7 protein-coding genes and 1 pseudogene are annotated in these 5,652 nt (G+C 70.1%); 3 read left to right on the top strand and 5 right to left on the bottom strand.

Translation table 11 applies throughout. From position 1 onward, the window contains the following. The 3 genes from WBP48_RS08975 to nusA all read right to left on the bottom strand — a co-directional run. Positions 1–242: translation initiation factor IF-2 N-terminal domain-containing protein (locus tag WBP48_RS08975; protein WP_424439193.1), on the bottom strand; the 242-nt coding region annotated here is incomplete at its 3' end. Positions 243–334: 92 nt separating this feature from the next. Next, positions 335–571, bottom strand: a complete 237-nt coding sequence (locus tag WBP48_RS08970) for a YlxR family protein (protein WP_424439196.1) — start codon at positions 569–571, stop codon at positions 335–337. Between the two features lie 117 nt (positions 572–688). Continuing rightward, positions 689–1,675: a transcription termination factor NusA gene (gene nusA, locus WBP48_RS08965; protein ID WP_424439190.1), complete on the bottom strand. Its 987-nt coding sequence runs from the start codon at positions 1,673–1,675 to the stop codon at positions 689–691. A gap of 126 nt (positions 1,676–1,801) precedes the next feature. On the opposite strand from nusA, the gene WBP48_RS08960 reads away from it, so the two are divergent. Both WBP48_RS08960 and WBP48_RS08955 read left to right on the top strand, forming a co-directional pair. Further along, the gene (locus WBP48_RS08960; RefSeq protein ID WP_424439188.1) at positions 1,802–2,413 is read left to right on the top strand and encodes an acetate uptake transporter family protein; all 612 of its coding nucleotides are present in this window, start codon (positions 1,802–1,804) and stop codon (positions 2,411–2,413) included. A gap of 7 nt (positions 2,414–2,420) precedes the next feature. Continuing rightward, positions 2,421–3,227, top strand: a complete 807-nt coding sequence (locus WBP48_RS08955; RefSeq protein WP_424439185.1) for a DUF1206 domain-containing protein — start codon at positions 2,421–2,423, stop codon at positions 3,225–3,227. Positions 3,228–3,301: 74 nt separating this feature from the next. On the opposite strand, the gene WBP48_RS08950 is transcribed toward WBP48_RS08955, so the two are convergent. Both WBP48_RS08950 and WBP48_RS08945 read right to left on the bottom strand, forming a co-directional pair. Continuing rightward, complete coding sequence (locus WBP48_RS08950; RefSeq protein WP_424439182.1) at positions 3,302–3,730, bottom strand: DUF1622 domain-containing protein; 429 nt, start codon at positions 3,728–3,730, stop codon at positions 3,302–3,304. A gap of 64 nt (positions 3,731–3,794) precedes the next feature. Beyond that, positions 3,795–4,862 carry a TIGR00730 family Rossman fold protein gene (locus WBP48_RS08945; RefSeq protein WP_424439179.1) on the bottom strand — a complete coding sequence of 356 codons (1,068 nt, stop codon included), beginning with the start codon at positions 4,860–4,862 and terminating at the stop codon, positions 3,795–3,797. 274 nt (positions 4,863–5,136) lie between these two features. Between WBP48_RS08945 and WBP48_RS08940 the strand changes: the two are divergent. Further along, a pseudogene (locus WBP48_RS08940) lies at positions 5,137–5,652 on the top strand (hypothetical protein); the annotation flags it as partial.

Raw genomic sequence — 5,652 nt, 5'->3', positions numbered from 1 at the left:
CCACCGGACGGGCGCGCACCGCCGCCGGGGCGGGCCGGGGTCGCGCCGACGCCCGGCATGCTGTCACCGGACTTCTCCGCACTATCGGCTTCGAGAGCGGCGCGGAGCTTGCGCGCCACCGGGGGTGCGATGGTGGATGAGGGGCTCTTGACGTATTCGCCGAGCTCCTTCAGCTTCGCGAGGGCGACCTTGCTGTCGACGCCGATCTCGGAAGCGATCTCGTGCACGCGTGGGTTTGCCACAGTTCTCCTGTCTGAGGTCTCCCCCGGACAGGGCAGACCGTTACTTGCGGACGGGTCTCATTTCGAGCCGTTCACTTTGTGTCCATAGCCGTTCAGCCGTTTCGCTGGTGGGTGTTCTGAAAGGTCTGCGCGTCGAGCGGGCCCGACACACGCAGTGCGCGTCCGAAGGCGTGACGCCGCACAGCGGCATCCACACACTCGCGCGTGTCGTGCACCCACGCGCCCCGTCCCGGCAGGACGGCCTTCTCGTCGGCGACGAGGGCTCCGTCCCGTTCCACGACTCGCAGGAGTGCGGACCGGGGGGCGCGCGCGCGGCATCCCACGCACATTCTAACGGGACCCATCCTACCCCCTAGACGAGTGGCCGCGGTTTCGACTCCGGCGCTGCGCGCCCTCGCTCGACCTGAGCCGCCGCCGCATCAACGCGGCTACGCCGCATCGATCCGTCACGACTCAAGGATGCTGTCGGGCTGGATGTCGATCTTCGCACCGGTGAGCTTGGCGGCGAGCCGCGCGTTCTGGCCCTCTTTGCCGATCGCGAGCGACAGCTGGTAGTCGGGCACGAGCGCGCGGACCGCCTTCGTCCCGGCATCCAGCACGAAGCTCGACGTGACCTTCGCGGGCGACAGCGCATTCGCGACGAAACGCGCCAGCTCCGGGTCGTAGTCGACGATGTCGATCTTCTCGCCGCCGAGTTCCTGCGTGACAGCGCGCACGCGCCTGCCGAGCTCACCGATACAGGCGCCCTTCGCGTTGATCGCGGGGTCGTTGGCCTTGACGGCGATCTTCGTGCGGTGCCCGGCTTCGCGCGCGAGCGACGAGATCTCCACGAGACCGGCGGCGATCTCGGGGACCTCGAGCGCGAAGAGCTTGCGGACCAGGCCAGGATGGGTTCGCGACACCGTGATCTGCGGACCCTTCAGCCCCTTCGCGACGGACGTCACGTACACACGCAGGCGCGAGCCGTGCGGATACTCCTCGCCGGGGACCTGCTCCTCGGGCGGGAGGATCGCCTCGACCGTGCCGAGGTCGACGTGGACCATGCGGGGATTCGGGCCCTGCTGTACGACGCCGGCGACGATGTCGCCCTCTTTGCCACGGAACTCGCCGAGCACCTGGTCGTCGGCGATGTCGCGCAGCCGTTGGCTGATGACCTGCTTGGCAGCGAAGGCGGCGATGCGCCCGAAATCCTCGGGCGTGGACTCCTCCTCGCCGATCACGGCGCCGTCGTCGTCGGCGAGCGGTACGAACACCGCGACGTGGCCCGTCTTGCGGTCCAGTTCGGCACGGGCCCCCTCGGGAAGCTCGCCGTCGGGCGAGGTGTGCTTGGCATAGGCGGTGAGGATCGCCTGCTCGATGATCTGGACGAGTTCGTCGAAGGGGATCTCCTTCTCGCGCTCGACGGTGCGCAGCAGTCCCAGATCGATGTCCACGGTGGCCTCCCTATTCAGCTCTCGACGGCGGGATCACCCCTCCGGCATCCCACCAACGTTACCGGATGCCGATTGGTACGGCCCGGCCGATTCCGCGCCGTCGCCGGGCGGCACCATACTTTTCGCATGCCTCCGCTGAACCAAGACCTCGACCACACCGCAGACCCGGGGCTCATCGGCCTGCTCGGCTTCGTCATCGCGACCTTCACCGCCCAGCTGGCCCACCTCGGCGTGCAGGATGAGAATCCGGTGTTCTGGATCGGTGCGGTGTTCGGCGGCGTCGTGCAGGTGATCGCCGGCATGCTGTCGTACTTCAAGGGCGATGACTTCCACTTTCTCGTGTACAACGCGTTCGGCTGGTACTGGATCGTCGTGCCCGGATTCCTCCTGGGTGAGGAGCTGGGCATCTTCGTCGTCTCCGACGGCGCGCGCGGCACGTTCGCGATCTGCTTCGCCATCCTCGCGCTCGCGTTCACCCCACCCGCGTCGCAGCACAACACGGTGCTGCCGGTGACCCTGTTGTGCGTGTCGGCGGGCCTCGCACTGCAGGGCATCGCGGCGTTCGCCAGCGCTCCGGCACTCGCGTCGGCCGGTTCGGTCCTGCTGATGGCGGCGTCGGCGCTCGCGGCGTACCTGGGGGTCGAGAAGTTCTACTGGCGCACGCTCGGCCGACACCTCATGCCTCTCGGGCCCGCGTGGACGCGTCCGACCGCCGGGTCGGTCGACCGGGAGTCATGATGCCGGGATGACTCCGGAGCCGATGAAGGACGCGGCACGGGATGCCGTGGCGAACGCTCCGCTGCGGGTTCTCGCCCGCGGCGGCTATGCCGCCAACGGCGCCGTGCACGTCCTGATCGGCACGATCATCCTGACGATCGCGTTCGGTGGCACAGGCGAGAGCGACCAGTCTGGCGCCTTCCGCGCGGTCGGCGCCGCTCCGCTGGGCTTTCTCGCGCTGTGGGTGCTCGCGGGTCTGCTGTGGGCGCTCGCTGTGTGGCATGTGCTCGAGGGGATCCTCATCAGCCGCGGCTCGGACGTCAAGAAGTGGGGCGTGCGGATCTCGGAGTGGGGGCAGGCCGTCGTGTTCGGCGCGCTCGGGACCGTCGCGGCATCCGTGGCTCTCGGCGCCCGCCCCGACGCAGAGCAGACCGCCGAGGATGCGAGCCGCGGCGTGCTCGCGGTGCCCGGCGGCGCACTGCTGCTCGGAGCTGCGGGGCTGGGCATCGGCATCGGTGGCGTCGTGTTCGTCGTCATGGGCACGCGTCGCTCGTTCCGTTCCAAGGTCGCGATCCCCCCAGGCCGGCTCGGCGTGACCATCACGGTCCTGGGCGTCATCGGTTTCATCGCGAAGGGCGTGTCGCTGGCTATCATCGGCACGCTCGTGGTCGTCGCGGCCATACGCGTCGATCCCGAAGCCGCGGGCGGTCTCGACGGCGCGATCGATGCGCTGCTCGGCGTCGCGGGCGGTCCGGTCCTGGTAGGCGCGGTCGGCGCGGGCTTCGTCTCGTACGGCGTGTTCTGCTTCTTCCGCGCCCGTTTCGCGAAGCTCTGAGCCCCGTCCTGGTGCGCGGCGCGCGGTGAGCGTCACGCGGGCGGCGGCGTGCGCGCCGCAAGGCCCGCGGCGAGTCACTCCCCTGGGCGGTCCGCCGCGGCGGCCTCCCCCGCGCGGTCACGGGCAACAGCCCGACCGAGCACCTGGCCGCCGGTGGTCAGCAGCGCGCGACGCCAGGGCAGCACTCCGTCGATCTCGATCTGGATCGAGATCGACAGCACCGTGCGGATGAGGACGATCATCCCCAGGATCACCGCATCCTCGAGCGAGGGCTTCGACGTGATCGTCCGGATGAGGTCGGCGGCGACGAGCACCTCGAGTCCGAGCAGGATCGCGCCGCCGAGAGCGGTGCGCACCGTCTGAGCGGCGACGTGCCCGCCGTCGCCGCGACGAAGGCAGCGGATGCCGAGGACGACGGCGATCACGAAGCCCACGCACATCGCGATCGCCCCGATGACCTCGAACGCGATCGCGACCACCGTGAACACGGGCTCGATATCCATGGCCGCCAGTGTAGAGCCGCCTTCGCCTCGCGGACGGGACAGGTCGATCGCGTGCCGCTCTGAGCTAGGCCCCGCCCTGCGCATCCGGCGGGGTGGCCGGTGGTGCGCTTCCGAGCGCACCCAGCGCCCGGATGAGGTGAAAGAGCTCCCCCACTCGACGCTGGTCGAAATGCAGGATGATGCGGGGCAGGTCCAGGCGGTCGGCGTCTTCCAGCTCGGGCTTGCGCGGCACGGTGCGCTCGATGCGTCCCTGTGTCAGCAGATGCGCGAACCGCGCGTTGAGGTCGTTCAGCTCGACATCCGTCGGCTCGGCGCGAAGTCGCAGCACAAGCCGGCGTCCGATCCAGCGCAGCGAGTCGTAGTTGCGCCAGAATCCGGTGATCTCGTCGGCGGCGGCAGTCACCGAGTCCGTGATGAGCACGCGGTCGAGGTCGTCGGGCGAGATGACCCCGGCGGGGATGAGGCGGTCGTCGACGTAGCCGCGGAACGCCGTCCAGAACCCGCCACCGGGTTCGTCGAGGAGGACGATCGGCGTGGGCTCGGCCTTACCGGTCTGCTGCAGGGTGAGCAGCTCGAACATCTCGTCCAGCGTGCCGAAGCCGCCCGGAACGCACACGAAGCCGCGCGACTCCTTCACGAGCATCAGCTTGCGCGTGAAGAAGTACTTCATCGCGACGACGCGGTCGGCCTCGGCGATGACGGCGTTGGGCTTCTCCTCGAACGGCAGGCGGATCGACACGCCGAGCGAGTGCGCAGCACCGGCGCCCTCGGCCGCGGCCTGCATGATGCCGGGACCCGCGCCGGTGACGACGAACCAGCCGCGGGCGGCAAGGGCTGCGGCGACATCGGCGGCGGCGCGATACAGCGCGTCGTCGGGACGGGTGCGGGCCGACCCGAAGATCGTGACCTTCGGCACGTCGCGGTATGGCGCGAAAAGCCGGAACGCGGCGCGCATCTCGGTCAGCGCTGCGGAGGTGATCTTGAGATCGAGCCGGTCCGTATCATCGAGGCCCAGGCCGATGCCGGTGGCGAGGATGCGGGCGATGAGGTCCTGGTCGGCGGTGATCCCGGCATCCTGCATCAGCGCACGGATGTCGTCGGTGACTTCGGGCGGAACCAGGCTGTCGGACATGCCTCCACCCTGTCACGGCGCTCCACGCGCCGGTTGCCGGCGGGTGAACCGTCCCGTCCGGCGCGCGAGGGCCGCGCCGCGCCGACCCGACGCGTGTGGTCGCGTAGGTGTCCCGACAGGCGGCCGTTCGCGTCGGGTCAGCTCCTCGGCGGCGCTGCCGCGCCGTGGGGGGGTAGGGGGGAAGAAACCTGCCGGGGACGTCGGACCGCGTCGACCCGATCCCGAGTGCGCGTTCCGGGTGCCGCGGGCATCGCGCATGGGGCATGATCGCCCCATGGCACGATTCTTCGTCACGGCGATGCCCTTCACCGGCCACGTCGTACCCGTACTCGCAGTCGCCGTAGCGCTCGTGGCGCGCGGTCACGACGTCCGCGTCTACACGGGCGGCGCCTTCCGCGGGCGCGTCGCGGCGACCGGTGCCCGGTTCGTCCCCTGGCGAGCGGCGCCGGATTTCGACGAGCAGAATCTCCCGGCCACCTTTCCCCGGCTCGTGGGCAAGAAGGGCTTCGCGCAGCTGCTGATCAACATGGAGGACCTGTTCATCGCGACCGCGCCGCAGCAGCTCGCGGACGCGCGTGAGGAGTGGGACCGCGAGCCGTGGGACGTCCTCGTGGGTGACGAGGCGTCGCTCGGTCCGCGGCTCATCGCCGATGCGATCGGATGCCGATGGGCCACCATCGCGGTCCTGCCGCTGCAGCTGGTGGGAACGCACGGCCCGCCGCCGGGGCTGGGGTTTCGGCCCGGGCGCAACCCCGTGACGAGGGCGCGCGATGCCGCGCTGCGCGCCCTC

Origin of the sequence: Microbacterium sp. (assembly GCF_049661145.1) — a bacterium.
In the GTDB taxonomy this organism is placed as follows: domain Bacteria; phylum Actinomycetota; class Actinomycetes; order Actinomycetales; family Microbacteriaceae; genus Microbacterium.
Note: the sequence above shows the minus strand (reverse complement) of the source record. Positions and strands in the feature narration are given on the sequence as shown.

Bases quoted from the DNA above. Each gene is read 5' to 3' on its own strand.
- WBP48_RS08950 (WP_424439182.1), bottom strand. From the start codon at position 3,730: ATGGATATCGAGCCCGTGTTCACGGTGGTCGCGATCGCGTTCGAGGTC.
- WBP48_RS08960 (WP_424439188.1), top strand. From the start codon at position 1,802: ATGCCTCCGCTGAACCAAGACCTCGACCACACCGCAGACCCGGGGCTC.
- WBP48_RS08945 (WP_424439179.1), bottom strand. From the start codon at position 4,862: ATGTCCGACAGCCTGGTTCCGCCCGAAGTCACCGACGACATCCGTGCG.
- WBP48_RS08955 (WP_424439185.1), top strand. From the start codon at position 2,421: ATGACTCCGGAGCCGATGAAGGACGCGGCACGGGATGCCGTGGCGAAC.
- WBP48_RS08970 (WP_424439196.1), bottom strand. From the start codon at position 571: ATGTGCGTGGGATGCCGCGCGCGCGCCCCCCGGTCCGCACTCCTGCGA.